The 21474-nt window shown below is 70.3% G+C and carries 21 protein-coding genes; 7 read left to right on the forward strand and 14 right to left on the reverse strand.

Annotated elements, in window-relative coordinates; genetic code table 11:
• Nucleotides 1-115: 115 nt before the first annotated feature.
• From F4559_RS28410 to F4559_RS28460, 11 genes are all read right to left on the reverse strand, one after another.
• On the reverse strand, nucleotides 116-595 hold the full coding sequence (locus F4559_RS28410) for a hypothetical protein (protein ID WP_184673887.1): 480 nt from the start codon (nucleotides 593-595) through the stop codon (nucleotides 116-118).
• On the reverse strand, nucleotides 595-963 hold the full coding sequence (locus F4559_RS28415) for a response regulator (RefSeq protein WP_184673889.1): 369 nt from the start codon (nucleotides 961-963) through the stop codon (nucleotides 595-597). Before F4559_RS28415 ends, F4559_RS28410 begins: the two co-directional genes overlap by 1 nt.
• Nucleotides 960-1433, reverse strand: a complete 474-nt coding sequence (locus tag F4559_RS28420) for a chemotaxis protein CheX (RefSeq protein WP_184673891.1) — start codon at nucleotides 1431-1433, stop codon at nucleotides 960-962. The genes F4559_RS28415 and F4559_RS28420 overlap by 4 nt, the downstream gene beginning before the upstream one ends.
• Nucleotides 1430-1816, reverse strand: coding sequence for a response regulator (locus tag F4559_RS28425; protein ID WP_221447404.1), 387 nt, complete (start codon nucleotides 1814-1816; stop codon nucleotides 1430-1432). The genes F4559_RS28420 and F4559_RS28425 overlap by 4 nt, the downstream gene beginning before the upstream one ends.
• 2 nt (nucleotides 1817-1818) lie before the next feature.
• Entirely contained in the window at nucleotides 1819-2667 is an 849-nt protein-coding gene (locus tag F4559_RS28430) for a CheR family methyltransferase (RefSeq protein ID WP_184673895.1), read from the reverse strand.
• A complete protein-coding gene (locus tag F4559_RS28435) occupies nucleotides 2664-3722 on the reverse strand; it encodes a protein-glutamate methylesterase/protein-glutamine glutaminase (protein ID WP_184673897.1) in 1059 nt (352 codons plus the stop codon). Before F4559_RS28435 ends, F4559_RS28430 begins: the two co-directional genes overlap by 4 nt.
• A gap of 115 nt (nucleotides 3723-3837) precedes the next feature.
• Nucleotides 3838-4689 carry a hypothetical protein gene (locus F4559_RS28440; protein WP_184673899.1) on the reverse strand — a complete coding sequence of 284 codons (852 nt, stop codon included), beginning with the start codon at nucleotides 4687-4689 and terminating at the stop codon, nucleotides 3838-3840.
• Nucleotides 4690-4708: 19 nt separating this feature from the next.
• Nucleotides 4709-6331, reverse strand: a complete 1623-nt coding sequence (locus tag F4559_RS28445) for a methyl-accepting chemotaxis protein (RefSeq protein WP_221447405.1) — start codon at nucleotides 6329-6331, stop codon at nucleotides 4709-4711.
• 46 nt (nucleotides 6332-6377) lie between these two features.
• The gene (locus F4559_RS28450) at nucleotides 6378-6812 is read right to left on the reverse strand and encodes a chemotaxis protein CheW (protein WP_184673901.1); all 435 of its coding nucleotides are present in this window, start codon (nucleotides 6810-6812) and stop codon (nucleotides 6378-6380) included.
• 4 nt (nucleotides 6813-6816) lie between these two features.
• Entirely contained in the window at nucleotides 6817-9066 is a 2250-nt protein-coding gene (locus F4559_RS28455; protein ID WP_184673903.1) for a chemotaxis protein CheA, read from the reverse strand.
• Nucleotides 9067-9137: 71 nt separating this feature from the next.
• On the reverse strand, nucleotides 9138-10922 hold the full coding sequence (locus F4559_RS28460; RefSeq protein ID WP_184673906.1) for a sensor histidine kinase: 1785 nt from the start codon (nucleotides 10920-10922) through the stop codon (nucleotides 9138-9140).
• A 197-nt stretch (nucleotides 10923-11119) separates the two neighbouring features.
• Here F4559_RS28460 and F4559_RS36585 point away from each other — a divergent pair, with 197 nt between their 5' ends.
• The 4 genes from F4559_RS36585 to F4559_RS28480 all read left to right on the forward strand — a co-directional run bounded on the left by F4559_RS36585 (nucleotide 11120) and on the right by F4559_RS28480 (nucleotide 17004).
• Nucleotides 11120-12925: a sensor histidine kinase gene (locus F4559_RS36585; RefSeq protein ID WP_184673908.1), complete on the forward strand. Its 1806-nt coding sequence runs from the start codon at nucleotides 11120-11122 to the stop codon at nucleotides 12923-12925.
• Nucleotides 12922-13617 (forward strand): response regulator transcription factor, encoded by a 696-nt coding sequence (locus F4559_RS28470; protein WP_184673910.1) that lies wholly within the window; start codon nucleotides 12922-12924, stop codon nucleotides 13615-13617. The genes F4559_RS36585 and F4559_RS28470 overlap by 4 nt, the downstream gene beginning before the upstream one ends.
• Before the next feature lie 97 nt (nucleotides 13618-13714).
• Nucleotides 13715-15328: a methyl-accepting chemotaxis protein gene (locus F4559_RS28475; RefSeq protein WP_184673912.1), complete on the forward strand. Its 1614-nt coding sequence runs from the start codon at nucleotides 13715-13717 to the stop codon at nucleotides 15326-15328.
• Nucleotides 15329-15408: 80 nt separating this feature from the next.
• Nucleotides 15409-17004: a methyl-accepting chemotaxis protein gene (locus F4559_RS28480; RefSeq protein WP_184673914.1), complete on the forward strand. Its 1596-nt coding sequence runs from the start codon at nucleotides 15409-15411 to the stop codon at nucleotides 17002-17004.
• A 390-nt stretch (nucleotides 17005-17394) separates the two neighbouring features.
• Here F4559_RS28480 and F4559_RS28485 read toward each other — a convergent pair whose 3' ends face one another.
• Genes F4559_RS28485 through F4559_RS28495 form a run of 3 tightly spaced genes read right to left on the reverse strand, consistent with a single transcriptional unit; the run spans nucleotide 17395 to nucleotide 19066 of the window.
• On the reverse strand, nucleotides 17395-17592 hold the full coding sequence (locus F4559_RS28485; RefSeq protein ID WP_184673916.1) for a DUF397 domain-containing protein: 198 nt from the start codon (nucleotides 17590-17592) through the stop codon (nucleotides 17395-17397).
• Nucleotides 17589-17837: a Scr1 family TA system antitoxin-like transcriptional regulator gene (locus tag F4559_RS28490; RefSeq protein WP_184673918.1), complete on the reverse strand. Its 249-nt coding sequence runs from the start codon at nucleotides 17835-17837 to the stop codon at nucleotides 17589-17591. Before F4559_RS28490 ends, F4559_RS28485 begins: the two co-directional genes overlap by 4 nt.
• A gap of 29 nt (nucleotides 17838-17866) precedes the next feature.
• Entirely contained in the window at nucleotides 17867-19066 is a 1200-nt protein-coding gene (locus F4559_RS28495) for a helix-turn-helix domain-containing protein (RefSeq protein ID WP_312865866.1), read from the reverse strand.
• 518 nt (nucleotides 19067-19584) lie between these two features.
• On the opposite strand from F4559_RS28495, the gene F4559_RS28500 reads away from it, so the two are divergent.
• The 3 genes from F4559_RS28500 to F4559_RS28510 are packed head-to-tail and all read left to right on the forward strand — an operon-like array spanning nucleotide 19585 to nucleotide 21399.
• On the forward strand, nucleotides 19585-19806 hold the full coding sequence (locus F4559_RS28500) for a hypothetical protein (RefSeq protein ID WP_184673921.1): 222 nt from the start codon (nucleotides 19585-19587) through the stop codon (nucleotides 19804-19806).
• Nucleotides 19807-19849: 43 nt separating this feature from the next.
• Nucleotides 19850-20254: an HC3 family zinc finger protein gene (locus tag F4559_RS28505; protein WP_184673923.1), complete on the forward strand. Its 405-nt coding sequence runs from the start codon at nucleotides 19850-19852 to the stop codon at nucleotides 20252-20254.
• The gene (locus F4559_RS28510; protein ID WP_184673925.1) at nucleotides 20251-21399 is read left to right on the forward strand and encodes a hypothetical protein; all 1149 of its coding nucleotides are present in this window, start codon (nucleotides 20251-20253) and stop codon (nucleotides 21397-21399) included. Before F4559_RS28505 ends, F4559_RS28510 begins: the two co-directional genes overlap by 4 nt.
• Nucleotides 21400-21474: the final 75 nt, after the last annotated feature.

Below are 21474 nucleotides of genomic sequence, written 5' to 3' on the forward strand. Positions count from 1 at the left end.
CTTCCTGGCGGGTCTCGACGGTCCTATCGACACCGTCGGCCGGCGGTTGCGCCAAAAAGGACGAGGACGGCCACCGGGGTGTTCCGGTGGCCGTCCTCGGAGGTCAGCACGGGGATCAGACGGGCACGACGATGGAGAACTTGCCCGGCAGGTAGCCGTTGACCTGGACGGTGAGGTCCAGGCGCGAACCGAGCGCGTTGAGCTGGGCGGTGATGTCCGACGGCACCTCGGAGGGCTTCGAGTGGAGCGCGTGCAGCCGCACGTGGCGCCCGCCGCCCTTGTTGAACACCGCGGTGAGGACGTTGCACACCTCGAAGAGGTTGTCCTCGATCATCTTGCTCAGCTCGCCGTCCTCGACGCACGCCTCGGCGCCGCCGACCGGGATGAGACCCAGCACGGCGCCGAGGCTGGCCGCCAACGGCAGTTCGAACGCGACGACTACCCCGACCTTCATGTCGTTGCACACGAGCACGGCTGTGACCGGAGGTTTTCCGGACCAACCGGGCGAGTCGTGCGGCGACACGTCCACCGCACGCCCGGTCAGGTCTTCGAGTAGAACGCGAATTTCCATCACGGACGGCAGCTGGTCATTCATCAGGCGGACTCCAGGAACGGTGCGAGGTGTTCCTTGAAAGCGTCGGCGGTGAACGGCTTGGTGATGACGCACAGCGCGCCACCGGCCTCGGCTAGGTTCTTCATGTCTTGCGAGCACTCGGAGGTGACGAAGGCGAAGGGTACCTGCTTGCCGCCCGCGCGCAGCGCGTGCAGCAGCTCGATGCCGGACATGTTGGGCATGTTCCAGTCCGACAGCACCAGGTCGGGGTTCTCCTCCTGGACCACGGTGTGCGCGGCGGCGCCGTCGGGCGCCTCCACGACGTCGTGGTCACCGAAGCCGGCCTGCCGAAGCGTGCGGATCACGATCTGCCGCATCACCCGGCTGTCGTCGGCGACCAGGATCTTCATGACGCCACCTCTTCCTGCGCCACAGCCCGCGGGGACTTGAGCAGCGCGACCGTGAACGTGCGCTCTCGCCACGTCACCACTGTTCGGCAGACCTCGACCACCTGCGAGTCGTCGTCGGTCGTGAATACCTCGGGCAAGGACAACGTGGACGGCGAGGGCAGCATGCTCTTGACGTTGCCGCCGAGCACGTTGGCCAGCTCACCGAGCGCGTCGCCGATGTCGGCGGGGGTCACCTCGCTGACCGGCATCGCGAAGAGGGCCGAGGCGACCTCACGCGACGCGTCGTCCGTGCAGGACACGACCAGGGTGCCTTCCCAGGCACCGGCCACCGAGACGGAGGCGGCCAGGTCGCCACGCTCGTCACCGGCCGCGAAGCCGATGACGGCCGGGTTGCCGTCGTCCAGGAACGCCGCCCAGACCTGCTCGGCAATGTCGTCCAGTTGCTCCACCGTGGGGATCTCGGAGCTCATGAGTTCACCCCCGCGGGGAGCAGACCCAGGAGCGCCAGCTTGTCGTGCAGCGCGTCCCGGGTGAACGGCTTGATGACGTATTCGTGTGCACCGGAGGCCAAGGCTCGCACGATCTGGCCGTGCTCGCTCTCCGTGGTGACCATGATCAGCGACATGTTCCGCAACCTTTGCTGTTTGCGCGCGTTGACCACGAATTCCAGACCGGTCATGATCGGCATGTTCCAGTCGATCAGGGCCAGTTCGGGTACCCGGGTCTCGGCTTCTTCCGTACCGAGCAGGTCGAGCGCCTCCTGGCCATTGCCCGCCTCGACGACCTCGTATCCGACCTCCTGCAGCACGGTGCGCAGGATCCTGCGCATCGCCCGGGAATCGTCGATCACCATCGCTAGCAAGGTGTCACCTCTTTCACGGGTTGCCGACTGCCGGCGGGCACCCGGTAGATCGCGGTGCGTCCGGCCGGGACGCGTTCGAAGTCCGCATCGATGCCAACGGTGGTCTCCGCCGCACCCAGCAGCAGCCAGCCGCCGGGCTTGAGCGCTTGGCGAATCCGGTTGAGCACGGCCCGCTTGGTGTCCAGGTTGAAGTAGATCAACACGTTGCGCAGGAACACCACGTCGAACTTCTGCATGGGGGGCAGTGCCTCGGCCAGGTTCAGCCGCCGGGTGGTGACGTGCGACCGGAGCCGGTCGTTCACCCGCCACTCGGCACCTTGGCGCTCGAAGTACGTGACCAGGTCGCTCGCGGGCAATCCGCGGTTGACCTCAAGCTGGTTGTACCGACCCTCGCGGGTCTTGGTCACCATCTCCTCGGACAGGTCCGTGGCCAGGATCTCGTAGCCGCGACCCGACATGCCGGCCTTGTCCAGCAGGATGGCGACGCTGTACGCCTCCTGCCCGCTGGAGCAGGCGGCCGACCAGATCCTCAGTGGACCGCGCGGGGTGTCCCGCACGATCTCGGGCAACGCCACGTCGGTCAGCGCCGCGAACGGGTCGCGGTCGCGGAACCAGGACGTCTCGTTGACCGTCATCGCCTGCACCAGCTCGTGGCGCAGGGACGGCGGCGAGTTGCGTTGCGCCGCCAAGACCAGGGCGTCGATCGAGTCGAACCCCGCTTGCGTGGCGAGTCTGCGCAATCGCGACTCGACCAGGTATTCCTTGCCTGGAGCCAAGACGATGGCAGCGGCGCGCTCCACCATCTCGGCGATCCAGGCGAACTGGCTCGGGGTCAGGCTCACGATGCCACCTCCGGCACGGGTAGAGCGGACAGGATGCGGTCGGCCATTCCGCCCAGGGGGACGACGGCGTCGGCGAGCCCGGCCTCGACCACCGCCCCCGGCATGCCCCACACCACCGAGCTGGCCTGGTCCTGGGCCAGGACCTGCGCACCGGCCGCGGACAACGCCCGACAGCCTTCGGCGCCGTCCCGGCCCATTCCGGTGAGCACCACGGCGAGCGCGGAGTTCCCGTAGACGCGGGCCGCCGAGCGGAAGAGCACGTCCGCGGCGGGTCGGCAGTGGTTTTCCTTGGGACCGTCGTGCAGACGGGTCTTCACCATCTTCCCGGCACCCGCCACCTCCAGGTGGCGGTCACCGGGTGCGATGTAGACGGTCCCGGGTTCGAGGATCATCCCGTCGGTGGCCTCGACGACCCGCACGGCGTTCTCGGTGTCGAGACGCTGGGCGAGCATGCCGGTGAACACCGGTGGCATGTGCTGCACCACCACGATGGGCACCGACAGGCGGGCGGGCAGACCGCGCAGGACTTGGCGCAGCGCGGTCGGTCCCCCGGTCGAGGAGGCGACCACGACCACCCGCGTCTGACCGCGGGCCGGGCGTGGACCGCCACCGGCGGGACGGCGCACCGGCGGCGGCGCGGCCATGGGCCGCGGGCGCTCGCACAGCGCGTGGATGCGGGGCAGGAGTTCCTCGCGCACACTTCGCACCGATTCGGCGACACTGCCGAAGTTGCTCGGTTTGGTGACGTAGTCGGACGCACCGGCCGACAGCGCGGCCAGGGTCGCCTCGGCACCCGAACTGGTCAGCGTGCTGAACATGATGATCGGCAGCTTGGGGTGGCGGAGGCGGATCTCGCGTGCCGCCGTCACCCCGTCCATGACCGGCATCTCGACGTCGAGGGTGACCAGGTCGGGCTTCAGCTGATCGATCTTCTGCAAGGCCACGCGGCCGTTGGGCGCGGTGCCGACCACACGGACCCGGGGATCGCTGCCGAGCGCGTCGGTGACCAGTCTGCGGATGACGACGGAGTCGTCCACCACCAGTACGGAGATCACACCGGCCTCCCGTCTCGGTCGGCGGAGACCTCAGTGCTCCGCATCGCCAATCCGATCGGCCCCCATCCGGGCTAGCTGAGGAATTCCAGTTCCTCCGGACGGGTTCAGAACGGGTTCAATCCAGTGACAACCAGCCGGGTCCGAGCGCGGCCAGGCACGGCACGAGCAGCTCGTGCGCGGTCGAACCGTCGACCATGTCGCGCACGCTCAACGCCTGCACGGCACCGCTGAGCACGTTCCACACGCCGGCCGCCCGGTCACCGACCGGGATGCCCGCCACGTCGACGGCCTGGACCAGCTCGAACTGGGCCGCCGCCGTCGACCGCACGCGGTCGGACAGGTGGACGGCCCAGGTCGCGGAGTGCATCGCCGACGCCCAGTCACGGCGTTCGGAGCGCATCCGCTCGGCCGCGGCCAGCAGCGCCGCGCTCTCCGTCCTGGTCACGCCGCGCACGCGGGTGAGCAGGGCTTCGACGCTCGGCGACCACGGTCGCGTCCCGCCCGGTTCGGGCAGCAGGCGGCGCAGGGAGACCCAGCGCGCCGAGAGCGTCCGCCGGTCCTGCGCGGACACGAGTTCGCTCAGGTACGACGCCCGGATGGCGTCGCACACCACTTCGACGAGGTCCCCGTCGACGGGGCCGTCCTCGCCGTTGCCGTAGTCCGGCACCAGTACGTCGGTGCGGACGCAGTGCAACAGGGTCGACAGATTTCCGATGGGTGCCCGTTCCAGCGCCTCCGGGTCGAGACCGACCAGTCTCGACACCGGGGGCCGGTTCGCCTCGCCCGCCTCGGCTCGGTGCCGGGCATGCGCAAGCCTCGCGGGTGCAGTACGCACCCACGAGGCCAGTGCCGCCATCCCGGCAGTGTCGAAGCCGAGCAGCGCGGTGAGAATCCCGGCGGTGGCCGACCCTCCCGGCAAGCGGGTCAGGTCGAAACCGAGGACCGGGGCACCGATGAGGGTGTGCACGGAACTGGTCCGCTGCCCGTCAGATCTTGAACTGCCCGACCTGGGCGCGCAGCTCCGTGGAGAGCCGGGCCAGGTCCTCCGACGCGCGGGTCGTCTCGCCGACGCTCGTGGTCGTGGTCTCCGAAGCGGTGGCCACACCCGCGATGTTGGTCGCGATCTCGCCCACACCGGTCGACGCCTCGCCGACGCTGCGGTTCATCTCCGCGGTCGTCGCCGTCTGCTCCTCGACCGCCGAGGCGATGACGAGCTGGAAGTCGTTGATGCGGCTGATGATCTGGCCGATCTCGTTGATCGCCTCGACGGCGTTGCCGGTGTCGTGCTGGATCGACTCGACCCGGCGCGAGATGTCCTCGGTGGCCTTGGCTGTCTCGCGGGCCAGGTCCTTGACCTCGTTGGCGACCACGGCGAAGCCCTTGCCGGCGTCGCCGGCGCGAGCGGCCTCGATGGTCGCGTTGAGGGCCAGCAGGTTGGTCTGCTCGGCGATCGAGGTGATCACCTTGACGACGTTGCCGATCTCGATCGACGACTCGCCCAGCTTCGCGACCGTGCCGTTGGTGGCCTCGGCCACGGTCACGGCGTGGCTGGCCACACCGGCCGCCTCGTTGGCGTTGCGGGCGATCTCCTTGATGGAGGCACCCATCTCCTCGGAGCCGGTGGCGACGGTCTGCACGTTGCGGGCGACCTGCTCGGCCGCGGCGGCGACGACGCCGGCCTGCGCACTGGTCTCCTCGGCACCCGCGGCGACCTCGTTGGCCGAGGTCGACAGCCGGCCCGCGGAGGTCTCCAGGGACGCGATGCCCCGGCTGATCGCCCGGACGGTGTCGCCCATGCTGGTCGTGGCCTTGTTCAGGGCCTCGCCCATGGCGCCGACCTCGTCGCTGGAGGTGATCTCCGCGCGGCGGGTCAGGTCGCCCTCGGCGACGCTGTCGAGCACGTCGTGCAGGCGGCGCAGCGACCGGGTGATGCCCCGGACGATCAGCAGCGCGATGCCGATCGCGACGGTCAGACCCAGGATGACCAGCAGGATCGCGTTCCAGCGGGTGCTGACCCGGGTCTCGTCGACCGAGGTGATCTCGGCCTGGGTGCCGGTGATCTGCGCCGTGCGCATGATCTCCATGATCTGCTGGAGACGGTCGATCATCGGCTGGATGGTCGTCTGGTAGACGCTGAGCGCGGTGGCCCGGTCGCCCGCCATGATGGCCGGCTCGATCTGGCCGACGACGGTGTCGTTGAACTTCGTGATGAGCCCGGCCATCTCGACGTTCAGCGGGTCCGCCTGCATCTGCGGCGTGCCGCCGGACATCATCTGGCGAACGATGCCGATGCCCTTGGTGTAGACGCCCAGCTGCTGCTGCGCGGTGGCCACGTCGCTCGCCGCGACGGCCTGGAGCAGGCCGAACTCGGCGTTGGTCATCAGAGCGGTGCCCTGGGCCATGCCGTCGAGCGCCATGACGTTGTTGCCGACGCGGGTGGTGGCCTCGCTGGACGACTCGATCGTGGAGATCTCCTGCACGCCCAGCGCGATCGCCACGAGGGCGGGCAGGGCGACGGCGAACAGGATCTTCGTCCGCAGCGAGCGGTTCACGAGCACCGAACCGAGACCGCGACGCGGGGTGGGTTCGCCACCGGTGATTTCGGACATTGCCGTTCGCCTTTCCTCAAAGCTCTTGGGCATGGTCGGGAAGCGCTCAGTCGTGGTTGGCCGAGTCGACCGCGCGCTCGGCGTCGAGCACGAGCATCAGCCGGTCGGTCAGCGGGAACGTGGCCGTGATCAGCGACCGCACCGGGCCCATCAGGGTGTCCGGCAGCGGCTCGGCGTGCCGGTCGTCGAGTTCGACGACGTCGCCGATGTGATCCACCAGCAGGCTCACCGACTCGTCCTCGGTGCGGATGATCACGTTCATCGCACCGGCGGACAGGTCGGTCGGCGGCAGGCCGAGCCGCACCCGCATGTCGAGTGCGGCGATCACCTGACCGCGCAGGTTGAACAGCCCGCCCACGTACCCGGGCGCCAGCGGCACCGGGGTGTACTCGGAGAAGGAGAGGACCTCCTGGACCCGCTCCACCTCCAGACCGAAGAGCCGGTCGGCCACCTCGAAGGTCGCGTACTGCACAGTGCTCATGCCGTCACCACCCCACCGCGACGTGCGCGTGGTCGTCGGAGTGCTCGGAATCGAAGAACCGCGGGTCGGCGGCGAGGATCGCCTGCCGCACGTCCAGCAGCTCGGTCACCCGGTCCTGGATCACGGTCGAACCGCCCAGGCCGGTGTCGTCGAGCCGCGAACGGCCCGTCGTGTCCTCGACGATGTCGAGGATGGCGTCCACGCCGAGCGCGACGCTCTCGTCGCCGTCGGTGTAGACGATCGCCGAGACGGTCTGGCTCTCGGTCTCCGACCAGGCACCCAGCAGGGTGCTCAGGCGCAGCAGCGGCAGGATGCGGCCCCGGTACTGCACGACCTCGCGGTTGCCCACGCGTTCGATGCGCTCGACCGGGAACTCCTCCAGGCGCGTCACCATGCTCAGCGGCACCGCGACGCGGCGGTCCGCGACCTTGGTGATGAGCAGGCGCTCGCCGTTCGTCGAAGTGGACTGCTCGACCTCTTCGGCGTTCTGGCGGGCCACCTTCTCCAGCTGGGCGAACTGCGCCCGACGGGCCAGCGAGGGCACGTCGAGGATCAGCGACACCCGGCCGTCGCCCAGGATCGTGGCACCGGCGTAGCAGCCGACGTCCTTGAAGCGCTGGGCCAGCGGCTTGACCACGACCTCCTCGGTGTTGAGCACGCGGTCGACCACGAGACCCAGCTCGTGACCGTCGCCGCGCAACACCGCGATGTAGATCTCCTCGTCCTGGCTCGTGTCCTGCACGCCGAGCACGTGCGACAGGCGGACGAGCGGCAGCAGCCGCCCGCGCAGCCGGTAGACCGGGGCGTCGGAGACGTACTCGACCTTGGAGCTCTGGCCGTCGATGTAGACCAGCTCGTGCACGGCCATCTGCGGCACGACGTAACGCCGTCCCGCGCTCTCGATGATGAGCGCCTGCACGATCGCCAGCGTCAGCGGGATCGTGAGCTTGAAAGTCGTGCCCTGACCAGGGACCGAGCGGATGTCGACGAGACCGCCGACCGCTTCGAGGCTGGTGCGCACGACGTCCATGCCGACACCGCGGCCGGAGACGTTGCTGACCTTCTTCGCCGTGGAGAACCCCGGACGGAAGATGAGCTTGAGGACCTCTTCCGAGTCCATGCCCGCGAGCTGGGTCTCGGTGAGCAGGCCGCGTTCCACGGCCTTGGCGCCGATGACCCCAGGGTCGATGCCGCCGCCATCGTCGCCGACCTCCACGATCACGTGGCCGTGCTCGTGGAACGCGCGCAGCGTCAGGGTGCCCTCGGCGGACTTGCCCTTGGCGACGCGCTCGGCCGGGGACTCCAGGCCGTGGTCGACCGCGTTGCGCACGAGGTGCGTCAACGGGTCCTTGACCGCCTCCAGGAGGCTGCGGTCAAGCTCGGTCTCCGCGCCCTCCATCACCAGGCGGACCTCGCGGTCGAGGGCGTTGCTCAGGTCGCGGACGACCCGGGGCAGCTTCGACCACAGGTTCTTGATGGGCTGCATGCGCGTCTTCATGACGCCTTCCTGCAGCTCACTGGTGATGATGTTGAGGCGCTGGGCGGCCTGGGCCAGGTTGTGCTCCGTGGCGGCCTCGGCGGCCCGCACCATCTGGTTGCGGGTCAGCACCAGCTCGCCGACGAGGCGCATCAGCTTGTCCAGCAGGTGGACGTCGACGCGGATCGACGTGTCGGCGACGCTGCGCCGGCCGGCACCGTCCTCGGTGTCCACCTCGGCGACCGCGACGGGCACGGCCGCGGCGGGCTCGACCGCGACGGCGGGCGCCTCGGCGACGGGCGCCGGGGTCTCCTCCGCGACCGGGGTCGCGGAAGCACCGTCCGACGGCGCCTCCTCGGCCTCGGGCGCGGCGGGCAACGGCGCCACGGGCTCACCCGTGATCGTCGCGCCGACGGCCGCGATCACCTCGTCGATCGCGACGTCACCCTCGGTGCCGTCACGCTCGATGTTGGCCAGCATCGCCCGGACACCGTCGACGACGCGGAGGAGCACGTCAGTGCCCGCCCGGTCGAGCACCTGGGTGCCGTCGCGCAGCCGTGCCAGCAGCGACTCACCGGCGTGGGTGAGTCGCTCCAGCTTGCCGAAAGCAAGGAACCCACTGGTTCCCTTGATCGTGTGAATGGTGCGGAACACCGCGGCCAACCGGTCGCGGGCACCCGGGTCGCGCTCCAGCGCCACCAGATCCCGGTCGAGCTGATCCAAGTTCTCATAGCTCTCGACCAGGAACTCCTGGACCACGTCGTCGATATCGTCCACCGCGTTCCCTCCAGGTCCGACTGCCAAGCCCATCGGCCGGACCGGGGATCGCATGAGCGATCGACGGCGATTCATCCGGACAGGGGAAGCTCCACCCTGAGCACGGTCCCGACCTGGTCGTCCGCGCCGGCCTCGGTGGTCACCCACACCGAGCCGCCGTGCCGCTCGCTGATGGCCCGCGCGAGCGCCAGGCCCAGGCCCGATCCCATGAACGGGTCGGTGCCGTCCTGCGGCAGTGCGACGAACATCCGGCCGCTGGTCGACGTCACGTTCGACGGGTCGACGACGTCGGCGACCCACCGGCCGTCCCGCACGGTCGACCGCACCTCGACGGTCGTGCCGCGCTCGCACGTGCCCGCCACGCTCGTCAGCACGTACTTCAGCATCCGGCCGAGCAGGTCGGCGTCGCCCTGCACGTCGGCACCGGTCCGCCCGCCCGAAAGCCGGAACACCACCCGCCGGGTCTTGGCGGCCAGCCGGGTCTCGGAAAGCTGGCGCCGCAGCAGCCCATCCGGGTCGACGCGCTCGCGGCGCAACGGCAGCGAGCCGGACTCCACCTTGGCCAGGAAGAGCAGGGTCTCCACCAGGTTCACCAGCCGGCGGACGTTGCGCTCGACCGCGTCGGCCAGCGGCAGGTCCGGGTCCTGGAGCACCTCGCCCAGCAGCGGCGCGAGGCCGACCAGCGTCGTCAACGGGGTGCGCAGCTCGTGCGACACGGTCGCGATGAACTCGGTCTTGAGCGCGTACAGCCGGGACAGCTCGGCGTTGCGGCACTCCAGGTCGCGTCGGGCGCGTTCCTGCTCGGTGACGTCGCGCAGCACCCACACCTGGCCGTGCCGCCGGGCGTCGAAGTCCACGGGCACGAAGTCGACCTCGACCATCCGCAGCCCGCCGCCCAGCGCGACCACCTCGCCGCGCACCGGTTCGTCCTGGAGCGCGAAGTGCCGGGCGAGGTCGATCAGCTCCGCGTAATAGGGCTCGGGGTGCGCGGCGACGGACAGGTACTGGGACAGGTCGAACCCCACGAGGTCCGCGGCCGGCACGGTCAGGTCGAGCAACGACACGAGCGCGTCGTTGGCGACGAGCACGCGGTACTCGGAGTCGTGCAGCATCACGCCCACGTCCAGCGCGCCGACCAGCGCGCCGAGCCGGGCCACGGTCAGCCGCCGGTGGAACTGGGCCTGGTGCGTCTCGGTCACGTCGAGCCCGAAGCCGAGCAGGCCGTCGACGGGGTTGGCGCCCAGGTGGTTCTGCACCACGACGTTGAGCACCTGCCAGCCGTCCTCGGGCGTGCGCACGCGCACGAACCCGTTGCGGGAGGTGCCCGGCGGCGCGGTGCGCAGCATGGCCAGCGTGTCGGTGAGCGAACGCTGGTCGTCGGGGTGGGCCAGGGTCGCGATGGCCTCGAACATGTCGCCGCCGTCGACCCGGACCTGGCTGCCGTCGGGCCAGCGGTCGATGTTGGTCCAGCGCACCACGCCGGTCTCGTCGAGCAGCACGACGAAGGCGGGCATCCAGCGGACCAGTTCCTCGTAGAACCCGTGCGTCGGCACGAACCGGTCGTCCTCGACCAGCGCGTCGACGGCCGAGGCGACCACGGGCAGCACGACGTCGACGTCGGAGGGCACGGCCGGGTCGGTCTCGACGACCAGGTGCCCGCCGGCCGCCGGCGCCCACGAGCCCGACCGGTGGGGTGCCGTCGTGTGGAAGACCCGGACGACGCCGGGCAGGACGGCCAGCGCGGACACGGCCGCTTGCACAGCATGCTCCGCGCCCGCGCCCACCACGGAACGCACGGCGTCGGCGACCACCGACGCGCGGCGGGCGGCCTCCTGGTCCTCGGCGCGATCCGCCATGGCACACAGTGTCACCGCGTCCGCCCCCGGTCAGGTACCCCGTGGGCGATGTGCACCCGAAGCGCTACCACGGAACGACACGACCGAGTGAACTCGTGCCACCTGGGCCGGGTCCTGTCGCTCACACGCGCCTAGGGTCGTGAGGACACCGGGACACGCGGGGGAATCGGGACACTGGGCCGGCGAAGGAGTGATCGGTGCACCCTCCGAGCGGCGACCGCGGACGCGGTTTCACCCTGTCGGTCGACCTGGCGGGCCTGTTCGCCGCCGTCCTCGACCTGGCCGCCGCCGACGCGCCGTTCGACGACGCGGCCGACGCGGTCGCCCGCCACCTGCTCGACCTGCCCGGCGTCGTCGACGCGTTCGTGACCGCGGCCGGTCCGCCCCGGGCGGGCAGCCGCGAGGTGGTCGACCCGCTGGGCACGCGTGCGGTGCGCGTGGTGTTCGACGACCACGCCGAGGCGCACGACCGGGCCCGGCTGGACGCGGTGCTGACCCTGGTCGAGGCGGCGGCGGGCAGCCGGACCATGCCGTTGCAGCGGATGCGGGCGGGCTCGCGGCGCAGCGGGTCGGTCGTGGCCACGATCGACGCGGCCGGCCGGTGGTACGCCGCGCCCGAGACGGTCGCCCACGTGCTCGGCCACGTGCGCACCGGCACGGACCTCGCGGGGCTGCGTTCGCTGGTGCACCCCGACGACCTCGAAGGTCTGCAGCGGACGTTCCGGCACATCCTCGCCCACCCCAACAGCCAGTCCGAAGTGGACATCAGGGCCAAGCACGCGGACGGGCACTGGGTCGTGCTGCGGGTGGCGATGATCAACCTGCTGGACGTGCCGACCGTGGGCGCCGTGGTGGTGCACGGGCACGACGTGACCGCGGTGCGGGCCGCCGAGCGGGTGGTCGCCGAGGAGCGGCGGCGGATCCGGGAGGTCGTCTCGCGGCTCACCGGCGGGGTCGTGCTCGACGACGGCGAACGGGTCATCCTGGCCAACTCGGCGACCGCGCGGATGCTGGGCCGGGCGCCCGCGCCGAACACGCCGATCGCGGACTTCCTCGACCTGGTGGCCGACCAGTGCCACGACCCGGCGAGCGCGCAGGTGCTGCTGGCCCAGCTCAGCGGCACCGGTGTGGAGCGGCGCGGCGTGCCGTTCCAGCTCACCGGCGGCCGGACGCTGGTGTGCGACGTGCTGCCGCTGGGCTGCGGCGACGAGACCGTGCCACAGGGCGTGCTGTGGTACCTGCGCGACACGACCGAGGAGACCACCGCCCGGTCGGAGTTGGAGGAGCACAACCGGGCGCTCACCGCCGCCGCCGAGATCAAGAGCCGGTTCGTGGCCGTGGTGTCGCACGAGCTGCGCACCCCGCTCACCGCGATCCACTCGTTCGGCGAGCTGCTGCTCGACGAGAGCGAAGGCATGAATCCCGAGCACGTCGACGGGCTGGCCGCGATCAACCGCAACGCGGCCCGGCTGCTGCGGCTCGTGGACGACCTGCTGCTGCTCACCCGGCTGGAGGCGCTCCAGCTTCCGCTGCACCGGCACCAGGTCGACGTGCCCGAACTGGTCGACCGGGTCCGGCAGGACCAGAGCGGGTCGGCCGCCGACCGCGGGGTGGCGTTGCGGGTCGAGGTCGAACCCGGCCCGAACCTGCACGCCGACCCGTTGCGGCTGGCCCAGGTGCTGGACAACCTGGTCGGCAACGCCATCAAGTTCACCGCCGCCGGTGGCGAGGTCGTGATCCGGGCCGTGCCCGAGGGCGACGGGTGGACGATCTCCGTCGCCGACACCGGCATCGGCATCCCCGAGCACGAGCTGCCCCGGCTGTTCGAGGCGTTCGCGCGGGCCAGCAACGCCGCGTCGGCCGGGTTGCCGGGCAGCGGGCTGGGCCTGACGATCTGCGCCCAGATCGTGGAGCTGCACGGCGGGCGGCTGACCGTGGACAGCACGGAGGGCGAGGGGACGACCGTCCGGGTGCGACTGCCCGGGGACGGAGGCGAGCGGTGAGCGCCGTGCTGGTGGTCGAGGACGAGCCGGACATCGCGATGGTGCTGCGGGTGCTGCTCACCCGCGCGGGGCACGAGGTGCTGCTGGCCGGGGACGGCAAGTCGGGGCTTCGGCTCGTGCACGAGACGCGTCCCGAACTCGTGCTGCTGGACATCGGCCTGCCCGCGATGGACGGGTGGACCGTGCTGGAGCGCATCCGCGACGTGAGCGACGTGCCCGTGATGCTGCTGACCGCGCACGGCCAGGAGACGGACAAGGTGCGCGGGCTGCGCGGCGGCGCCGACGACTACATGACCAAGCCGTTCTCCAACGGCGAGCTGCTGGCCCGGATCGAGGCGCTGCTGCGCCGGGCCGGACAGCAGCAGGCCCCGGCGGAACCGGCCGACCAGGTGTACGACGACGGCACCGTCCGGGTGGACCACATGTCACGCCGGGTGTACCTGGAGGGCGCCGAGGTCACGCTCAACGCGACCGACTACGGCCTGCTCACCATGTTCACCCGGCACCGGGGTTCCGTGCTCTCGGCGGGGCAACTGCTGGCCACGGTGTGGAAGGACCACAGTGGACTCGGTACCGAACGGGTGAAATTCGCGATCCTGCGGCTGCGGCGCAGGCTCGGTTGGACCGCGGACACCTCGCCCATCAAGGCCATTCCCAAGATGGGCTACCGGTACGACCCGCCGCGCCGCTGACGCCCGATCGCGTGCCCGGTGAACCACTCAACTCGGGCGGACCAGGGTCGATGAGCTGGAGGACTCGCCATCGGCAGCTCAGGGAAAGGCGCGAGCGATGACCGCACCCGCAACACAGGCCGGCCGCAAGCGCCGGGTATTCGCCGACAGGTCGTTGACCGTCAAGATCATGTCAGCGCTGCTGTTGTCCAGCGTGGTCACGTTCGTCGTCGGCCTGGTCTGCCTGGCCGCCCTGTCCGCGGCGTCCTCGGCGACCGGCCGGATCAGCACCAACGTCAAGGCGTTGACGCTGCTGAACTCCGTGTCGCTGGCCGGCGCCACCGGCTCCGAGGAGCTGCTGCTGGCCGTGTCGGTCGGCTCGCCCGAGGCGGCCCAGTCGCACATCGCCGCCATGGGCGCGGCGTTCGAGAAGTCCGGCAAGCTGTTCGAGGAGTACCAGAAGGTCACGGCCGTCGACGACGAGCTGCTGGCCGAGTGGGGCAAGGTCGGCGCCCAGTACACCGACCTCATCCAGAACAAGCTGATGCCCGCCGCCATGAGCGGTGACGCCGCGACCGGCATCAAGGTGTTCGCCGACGAGGTGAACCCGCTGCTCAAGCAGTTCGACGCGATCAGCCAGAAGTGGCTGGAGGCCGAGCGTGCGCGTGCCGACGCGGACATCGCCTCGGTCGACGCCGACGAGCGGGACAGCCGCACCGTCGCGATCATCCTGCTCGGCGTCGGCCTCGTCGTCTCGGTCGCGGTCGGCCTGCTGATCACGCGGTCGATCGTGAAGCCGATGCGCAAGCTGTCGGCCACGCTGGACTCGGTCGCCGACGGCGACCTGACCGGACGCCTGGACTCGGCCTCGAACGACGAGGTCGGCCGCATGACCACCGCCCTGAACCAGGCGAGCGAGGGCATGGGCCGCGCGGTGTCCGCGATGGCCGACGGCATCCACTCGCTGCGCGGCGCCACCGAGCGCATGTCGCAGACCACCGACCACCTGACCGCCGGCACGCAGGAGACCAACAACCAGGCCGACGTGGTCGCCGCCGCGGCCGAGCAGGTCGCCCGCAACGTGCGCACCGTCGCCGACGGCGCCGACGAGATGAGTTCCTCCATCAAGGAGATCGCCCGCAGCGCCAACGAGGCGGCCGACGTCGCCGGCCAGGCGGTGCGTGCCGCCGAGGCGACCAACAGCACCGTCGCGAAGCTGGGCGAGTCGTCGATCGAGATCGGCAACGTCGTCAAGGTGATCACCTCGATCGCCGAGCAGACCAACCTGCTGGCCCTCAACGCGACCATCGAGGCCGCTCGCGCCGGCGACGCCGGCAAGGGCTTCGCCGTGGTCGCCAACGAGGTCAAGGACCTGGCCCGCGAGACAGCCAAGGCCACCGAGGACATCTCGCGCCGGGTCGAGTCGATCCAGCACGACACCGGCAACGCCGTCGAGGCCATCAGCGAGATCGGCCAGATCATCAGCCGCATCAACGACTTCCAGCTCACGATCGCGTCCGCGGTCGAGGAGCAGACGGCGACGACCGCGGAGATGAACCGCAGCGTCGGCGAGGCGTCGTCGGGTGTCGCCGACATCGCGGCCAACATCGCGGTGGTCGCGAAGAGCGCCGCCGAGAGCACCGCCAGCATCGCCCAGACCAACGTCGCGCTCAAGGACCTCGACCGGCTGTCCGCCGAGTTGCAGGGCCAGGTCGACCGCTTCGTCTGCTGACAGCACCCGGACACGACTTCCAGCCAGTGGTTCCGCTCAGGGACCGAGCCGTTCACCACTCGGGTACAGGAGAACTCCCCATGGTCAGGTCATCGTCACGGAACCCGCTGAACCGGAGTCTGCGGGTACGCGTCATCAGCGCGTTCTCCGCGCTCGCGGTCGTCGTCGTCGGCCTCGGTGTCTTCGGCATCGTGCAGCAGGACAACCTGTCCGAGCGCGCCGACGCGATCGCCGAGGGCAGCGTGGACCCGCTGGTCGCCCTGAAGTTCGCGCAGACCTCGAACCTGACGGCGCTGCTCACCGACGTCGTGCTGGAGACCGTGAAGGACCCGCAGGCGCAGGCGAGCCTCGCCAAGGGCCGTGACGAGTACAAGACCCAGGCCAAGCAGGGCTTCGCGGCCCTCAAGACGAGCATCCCGGCCGACCTCCAGTCCACTTTGGACAAGCTGGTCGCGGACAACGACAAGTTCTGGACCTCGCACGAGGCACGGCGTGCGGCCACGGCGGCGGGCGACGCCGCCGCCGAGGTCGAGTACAACAAGCAGGCGCAGGCCAGCCTGCCGATCGTGAACGCGGACTTCCAGAGCCTGACCCAGGCCCTGGTCGACCACTCGGCGGCCGAGCGGCAGGCGATCACGGACGCGACGTCCACGTCGCGCAACCTGACCATCCTGGTGATCGCCGTGAGCGTGCTGCTGGCGCTGGGTCTGGGCTGGGTGCTGGCCCGCAGCATCCGTCGTCCGGTGCACGCGCTGGAGGACTTCGCCAAGCAGGTGGCCGCCGGCGACCTGACCGGCGTGCCGTCCGTGCACAGCGAGGACGAGATCGGCCGCATGGGCAAGGCGCTGCACAACGCCGTGGGCACCATCCGCGAGGTCGTGTCGAAGGTCGCCGAGTCGGCGTCGGGCCTGGCCGGTTCCGCCGGGTCGCTGTCGTCGACCAACGTGAAGCTGTCCGGTGCGGCCGGTTCCACGTCGCGTCAGGCCGGCGAGGTCGCGAACGCGGCGGCCCGCGTGTCCGAGAGCGTCGACACCGTCGCCACGGCGACCGGCGAGCTGGGCGCGTCGATCCGCGAGATCGCCCGCAACACCTCGGAGGCGGTCAAGGTCGGTGCCGAGGCGACCGACACCGCGCAGCAGACCAACGACATCATCGCGCGGCTGGGCTCGTCGTCGGCGGAGATCGGCGACGTGCTGAAGACGATCCGCTCGATCGCCGAGCAGACCAACCTGCTGGCTCTGAACGCCACCATCGAGGCCGCGCGCGCCGGCGACGCCGGCAAGGGCTTCGCGGTCGTCGCCGGCGAGGTCAAGGACCTGGCCCAGGAGACCGCGCGGGCGACCGAGGACATCGGCCGCCGGGTGGCCGCGATCCAGACCGACACCGAGGCGGCGGTCGACGCGATCGGCCGGATCGTCGTGGTGATCGACCGGGTGAACCAGTACCAGACCGCGATCGCCGCGGCGGTGGAGGAGCAGTCCGAGACCTCGAAGGAAGTGGGTCGCAGCGTGTCCGAGGCGGCCGGTGGCAGCACCGAGATCGCGTCGGCCATCACGCAGGTGGCCGGTGCCGCGGACGAGACGTCGCGCGGTGTCACGGAGGCCGAGCACACGACCGTGGAGCTGTCGCGGTTGAGCGGGCAGCTCCAGGACATGGTGTCGCGCTTCCGCTACTGAGAGACCCACGGTCGGCGTGCCCCCACCCCTGCGCGCCGGCCGTGTCCGACGACCGGACCTCGACTCGCACGGTCGTCCCGCACCGCCCACCCCTTCCGGGGTGGGCGGTGTTTTCGGTTGTCCCACCTGGCTCGGGTACTGCGGGGTCGGCGGGGAAGCATTGCCCGGCGGGTCACGTCGGCGGCTGGGGGCGGTCCCGCACGTTCGGCGACGCGGTCAGCCCTTTCGAGTGCACGCGCGAGGTGAGGTGCGAAACGGGAGAGCCTGCCGAACACGGAGTGGGTGAGCGACTTTGTCACCGGGTCCGACCGGCTTCCCGGTGGCGAGAAGGGGCCGGTGCGGCGAGGCGGTTGGGCTCGGACTTGAAACCCAACCGCCGGTTCGCCCAGGTCAACCCTGCTGACTGACCTTCAGTGCGGCCAGGAAAGCGAGCCTGGCCCGAGGCCCGACGAGCACCTCGCCACCATCCGAGTTCGTGCTGTCCCGGATCGCCAACCCGGCCCCGACGGTGGCCAGCTCGACGCATTGACCGTTCTCGCCGTTCGAGTAGCTGGACTTCCGCCACTCGCGCTGGGTGAGGTCGTTCATTCCTCTCCCTCCGGTCGCTCTCGTTGCCGCGCCGGCGTATCCAGCAGGTCGCGAGAGTCGGAGGGGTCGGCGGCTGCCGCGATCAGGTCCTCGAACACGGCGCTGAAGGTCTTCAGGTCCTCGGGAGCTTCCAGGTGGGTGCCGCTGCGCAGGTTCTCGGTGTAGACGACTTCCGGGCCGGCGGTGTGCGTCACCGTGTACCCGGCGCCATGGCCCGGTGCGAGCCCTGTCGGTCGTCCGCTCATGTGCGAAGCCGTGCGGTGGACAACAGTATTCACATGGAAGCCGAGTTGGAGCCGAGCCAGGTCGCGAAGTTGGCCAGGTTGCCAGACCGTCGGCTCTCCATCGTCGCGATGCCCCGCACAGTCTCCCGCACCATCGGGTGCAAGCGGGTCTGTTGAGGGGCCACCCTACGCGCGCGGTTGAGCGCTTCGAGTGCGCGAGCACTGTCTCCCGCCATGAGGCAGGCCCTGGCGGTGTCCTGCCAGTGGTGTCCGGCTCGTGGGGGTGCGATCTCCGCTGGGAGGGTAAGCGCGAACCCGGCTTCGGCGGCCTTGCCCGGATCACCTGCTTCGAGTTCGACGGCCACAGCGTGGATTCCGACATTGCCCGCGCCGAACAGGGTTCCGTAGGCGTCCGACTCGCCGCGCACGTGACCGGCGATCACGCGGGCCTCCTCCAAGTGTGCACGGGCGACCTCGATCTTTCGTCCCCGTGCCGCGACAATCGCTCCCGCGAGGTGGCCGTAGCCACGAACCGCAAGCGAGCCCTCCCCGGAACCCTCGATTCGATCGAGGCCACGTTCCACCAGGTCCAAGCCGACCTCATAGGCACCGTGGTACATCAGGACGCGGGCGCGTTTGATGAGGGCCTGGGAGGTGAACAACGGATCGCCCGCCCGTTCCGCGTACATGTCGAGGCGGTCGAGGCTCGGTGTCGACAGTTGCATATAGCCGAAACGACGCGCGATCCGCTCCGCGGTCACATAGGCACTGGCGAGCAGCGAGTAGAGGTCGCCACGCGCTTCGTCGGAACGCGCGACTTCGAGTGCGCCATGAAGCTGCCTGATCAGTCGGGGAAGCAACGCCAGCGCCTGCCGGCCACGATCACCTCGGTACAGGCTATTGATCCTGGTCAACTCCCTGCCCAACTCGCCGAGCGACAACGGCTCCTCGGCTCGGACGTACCTGCCCTCGGCGAGGATGGCTTGGAGGTCGGTCAGACCGTCCAACGGCCCGTCCTTCTGGATGACCTCCTTGTAGGGAGCACCGGTGAGGTCGTCCGGAGAGACCTTGGTCGCGCGCGCCCAAGCGGTCACCAGGGCCGGCGAAGCGGGCTCGGACCCACGCTCGGCCTTCTGGACGTACGACAGGGAGTAGTTGGTCTCACGAGCCATCTGAGCCTGTGTCAGACCCGCCAGCCGCCGAGCCGCCCGCATGCGGTCACCGATTCCGATGACGCCTTCGTCTGCCACTTGCCCTCCCGCCGGGAGTTGAGACGTTGCCGAGTCAAGCCTAACGAACGTCTGCGTTAACCCGGACGGACTGCCACTTTCCTGCCACTTGGCCGCCACCAAGAGTCCTACAGTCGGATTCCACAGGTCAACCACTAGAGGCCAAGCGCATGCGGGCTTCGGCAAGCCACGTCCGGCATGACCGCTCGGCTACGCCCTCAGAAAGGCCGGTCGCACAACGATGGACAGGTTGCGCAGCCCGTTGATCGACTCCGCGATGCCGGCCGGCACGAAAAAGCGGAATATCCGATCGAAATGAACGTCCACACCGAATGGGATTGATCTTGAGCTGGGATTTTCAGCAGAACATTGCATTAATTCTTCGGGTTCGCCGTCCTCGGAATTGCGACAGGGGCCGCCATTGACGCCCTGACCCACCCCGCCCCCGCCTGACCCCCGATCCCCGCCGAACGCCGTCCTCGGCGTGACACCCCCTGCACGTTCTCTCCATTTCCGAACAGAGTCGAGGAGTTCTTTCGATGAACAGTGTCCTGGCCATCCCCACCAGCGTGTGCGCCGCGATCGGCGACACCACCCCGATCCGGCACGAGGTTGTGGGCGAGGAGGTCCGCATCGCCTTCGGCCGCAACGAGATCGACCTCGTCCTGAGCCCCCGCGCCGTCCACGAACTCGCCACCCGCTGCACGATCGCCCTGGACATCCTCGCCGCACCCGAACCCGACGAGAACGTCCCGGCCTGACCGACACCGACACCGACACCGACGTCGAGGAAGGGTGGCGGGCGTGGCACGCAGGTTCCGATGGCTGCCCCACGACGGCAAACGGCACGCCGTCCCGGCCGGACTCGCGGCCGGGACCGACGGGACGACATTGTGCGGCCTGGCCGTGACCGTCCCGGCCACCTCTCCTCCCCGTCACCCGCACGGGTGTTGGCCCACCTGCACCGCCTGCGACACCGCCTGGCGACGTGCCGAAGGAATCCCCCTGCCCGCCGAACGCGGAACGCGGAACGTCCGCGCGAGCGACAACCGCCCGGCGGAGGGCACCACGGCGGTCGTGGTCGTGGGCCGACTGCCCGACGGGCGCGTCCGCTCGTCGGTCGTCGCCCACGTCCCCGGTCTGCTCGACGCCGCCCTCGACGTGGCCGGCGACCTCACCGCCGATCACTTCGAGGCGGACGGGGCATGAGCCCGATTCCCGCCCTCCGTGATGCCGACGAGGCCGCTTCGGTCGCCCGGATCGAAGCCGACCTCGCGCGGGGCCGCTGGTGCGCCGCGCTGGACCGCGCCTTCCGACTTCCCGGCCTGCCGGTGCGGGACGCGCACGACCCGGCACGGCGACTCGCGGTCGTCGCCCGCACCCTGGCCCGCGCGGGCCGGGCTTCGGCCGCACGGCACTTCGCGGACCTCGCCCGCCGGGCATTGCCCAAGGCGGGCGGTGAGACGGCGACACGGATCGCGCTCAGCCTCGACCCCCTGCCCCCCAACGCGCCTCCCCGAACCGCCACGCCCCTGCCTGCCGACCGACCGCGCACCACCCGGATGCCCCCGATCGGCACGGACACGGCAAAGGCACTGGGGCGCGCGGAAGAAGCCCTGACGTGGCTGGACCATGCCGCGACCCGCTCGGCACACGCCGCCGACTGGGCGCGACTCATGCGGTGGTGCGAGGCCCGCGACTCGGCACGCCTCGACGGTGTCCACGCCGCACTGCTGGAGTTGATCCACCACGCCCTGCCCCGCCCCCGCAACCGCCCCGTCCACACCGACCGAGCCCTCGTCCCCTATCTCGACCACGACCACGCCCCCACAGCCGCGACACCCCGGCCGGTGGACCTCGCCGAGATCGCCGTGCGCCACCTTTCACCGGCAGCGACACACCACGCCCACCGCATGGCCTTGGCCGGGGACGTCAGCCGACTCCTGTCCGGTCCCTGGCTGCCGTTCGCCGGCGGCCTCGTCGCCCGTCGACACCAGGCAGACGCGTCCGACGCCGAGCACTTCGTGCGACTGGTCGCCGACGCGACGACCGCCGCCTGCCACGCTGCCGTCACCACCCTGCACGACCTCGAACGCCTGCACGGCCGCCTCGCCACCCTGCTGCCTTTCGGGCGCCTGTCCCGCCTGGCCCTGCGCGACCTGTTCACCCGCGGCCTGATCACCGCACCGGACCTGGCCCGCCGACACCCCATGAGCGCCAAGACCGCGGTGAACATCCTGGGACGGTTCCTCGACCGCGGACTCGTCGTCCCCTACAACCACCACGGCTACGCCCGTTGCTTCTACAACCCGGACCTCGTCGACCTGCTCACCCGCACCCCAAAGCACCTGTGACCTACAGCGTCGAGCGATCGGTGGTCCCGAGGTGCTCCGACGTCGGACCGCTGCCCAACGACAAAAGGGCGCGAG

Source organism: Saccharothrix violaceirubra, from assembly GCF_014203755.1.
Taxonomy (GTDB): domain Bacteria; phylum Actinomycetota; class Actinomycetes; order Mycobacteriales; family Pseudonocardiaceae; genus Actinosynnema; species Actinosynnema violaceirubrum.

What these genes read in the sequence shown, in the direction of transcription:
- F4559_RS28460 (WP_184673906.1), bottom strand. Translation starts at nt 10,922, where the DNA reads ATGGCGGATCGCGCCGAGGACCAGGAGGCCGCCCGCCGCGCGTCGGTG.
- F4559_RS28510 (WP_184673925.1), top strand. Translation starts at nt 20,251, where the DNA reads ATGAGCCCGATTCCCGCCCTCCGTGATGCCGACGAGGCCGCTTCGGTC.
- F4559_RS28420 (WP_184673891.1), bottom strand. Translation starts at nt 1,433, where the DNA reads ATGAGCTCCGAGATCCCCACGGTGGAGCAACTGGACGACATTGCCGAG.
- F4559_RS28480 (WP_184673914.1), top strand. Translation starts at nt 15,409, where the DNA reads ATGGTCAGGTCATCGTCACGGAACCCGCTGAACCGGAGTCTGCGGGTA.
- F4559_RS28475 (WP_184673912.1), top strand. Translation starts at nt 13,715, where the DNA reads ATGACCGCACCCGCAACACAGGCCGGCCGCAAGCGCCGGGTATTCGCC.
- F4559_RS28500 (WP_184673921.1), top strand. Translation starts at nt 19,585, where the DNA reads ATGAACAGTGTCCTGGCCATCCCCACCAGCGTGTGCGCCGCGATCGGC.
- F4559_RS28425 (WP_221447404.1), bottom strand. Translation starts at nt 1,816, where the DNA reads ATGGTGATCGACGATTCCCGGGCGATGCGCAGGATCCTGCGCACCGTG.
- F4559_RS28410 (WP_184673887.1), bottom strand. Translation starts at nt 595, where the DNA reads ATGAATGACCAGCTGCCGTCCGTGATGGAAATTCGCGTTCTACTCGAA.
- F4559_RS28485 (WP_184673916.1), bottom strand. Translation starts at nt 17,592, where the DNA reads ATGAACGACCTCACCCAGCGCGAGTGGCGGAAGTCCAGCTACTCGAAC.
- F4559_RS28450 (WP_184673901.1), bottom strand. Translation starts at nt 6,812, where the DNA reads ATGAGCACTGTGCAGTACGCGACCTTCGAGGTGGCCGACCGGCTCTTC.
- F4559_RS28490 (WP_184673918.1), bottom strand. Translation starts at nt 17,837, where the DNA reads ATGAGCGGACGACCGACAGGGCTCGCACCGGGCCATGGCGCCGGGTAC.
- F4559_RS28415 (WP_184673889.1), bottom strand. Translation starts at nt 963, where the DNA reads ATGAAGATCCTGGTCGCCGACGACAGCCGGGTGATGCGGCAGATCGTG.
- F4559_RS28445 (WP_221447405.1), bottom strand. Translation starts at nt 6,331, where the DNA reads ATGTCCGAAATCACCGGTGGCGAACCCACCCCGCGTCGCGGTCTCGGT.